The sequence below is a fragment of the Bradyrhizobium sp. CCBAU 11386 genome (assembly GCF_028128955.1).
Classification (GTDB): domain Bacteria; phylum Pseudomonadota; class Alphaproteobacteria; order Rhizobiales; family Xanthobacteraceae; genus Bradyrhizobium.
The window spans coordinates 1-1418 of the sequence record NZ_LBKA01000104.1; the positions used below are offsets into that span (position 1 = coordinate 1).

The 1418-nt window shown below is 62.8% G+C and carries 1 protein-coding gene; it reads left to right on the top strand.

Annotated features, from left to right (window positions below; genetic code table 11):
- Positions 1-168 precede the first annotated feature (168 nt).
- A partial coding sequence (locus tag XI09_RS08640; RefSeq protein ID WP_271566464.1) for an IS5 family transposase occupies positions 169-1418 on the top strand: 1250 nt, incomplete at its 3' end.

The following is a 1418-nucleotide window of genomic DNA, read 5'->3' on the forward strand; positions in this document are numbered from 1 at the left end:
GTTGTCCGTGAACAAGCCTCCAAGCACTTGATTGGGAGTCTGTTTTCCGGTTGCGGCGGCATTTGAGATTGCAGGGGATTGAGGCTTCACAGCCCAAAACCCTGCAATTTCGATTTTGGATTTCCCTGCCGCTGCGAACCGTGATTCTGTGCTGCATCGGAGGCACCGATGCGACCAAAGAAGCACAGGACGACAGGCTCGAACGATCTGTTCCGGTCCCGGCTGGACCAGATCATCAACATGCGACACGAGCTGGTTCTGCTCGCCGGCAGGGTCGATTGGGACTGGATCGACGGCGAGATCGCGCCGCTCTACAGCGACAACGGCAGGCCGGGTATCGCGACCCGATTCATGATCGGATTGCTGCTGCTCAAGCACATCTACGGCCTGTCCGATGAAGGGGTGTGCGAGCGCTGGGTCCACGATCCGTACTTCCAGTTCTTCACCGGCGAAGAGTTTTTCCAGCACGTTTTCCCGCATGAGCGCTCAGACCTGAGCCACTGGCGCAAGCGGCTCGGCGACGAGCTGGAGCGGTTGTTGGCCGAGAGCCTTCGGGTGGCGCACGCGAGCGGTGCGTTGCGCAGCCAGGACCTCAAGCGGGTCACGGTCGACACGACCGTCCAACCGAAGGCCATCAGCTTTCCGACCGACGCCAAGCTGCTGCATGCAGCGATCCGCGGGTTGAACCGCCTGGCGAGGAAGCACGGGGTCAGGCTCCGGCAATCCTATGTTCGCGTGGCCAAAAGCGCGGCAATGATGGCGGGCCGCTACGCTCATGCCAAACAATTCAACCGGCATCAGCGACAGCTGCGCCTTCTGCGCAGCCGGCTGGGCCGGATCATCCGCGACATTCGCCGCAAGACCGAGGGCCAGCCCGCACTGGAGGAGGCATTCGCCCTGCCGCTGAGCCGAGCCATCCAGATCCGCTCGCAGCAGCAGCGCCAGCGCGGCTTCAAGCTGTATTCCTTCCATGCTCCGGAGGTCGAGTGCATCGGCAAGGGCAAGGCCGCCGCGCCCTATGAGTTCGGCGTGAAGGCATCCATCGTCACCAACAACCAAAGAGCTCCCGGCGGCTTGTTCGTGCTCCACGCCTGCGCGCTGCCGGACAACCCCTACGACGGTCACACCCTTCGCGACGTCATCGAGCGCACCGAGAGCCTCACCGGCTGCCCGATCGAACGGGCCTATGTCGACAAGGGATATCGCGGCCACGACACACAAAATCCCCGCCGCGTCTTCATCTCGGGCCAGAAGCGCGGCGTCTTCGGCGTCATCAAGCGCGAGCTACGCCGCCGTTCAGCCATCGAGCCCATCATCGGACACATGAAGAACGAAGGTCACCTTGGCCGCTGCTATCTCAAAGGCCGCGCCGGAGATGCCGCTAACGTTCTCCTCTCGGCCGTTGGCCACAACCTCCG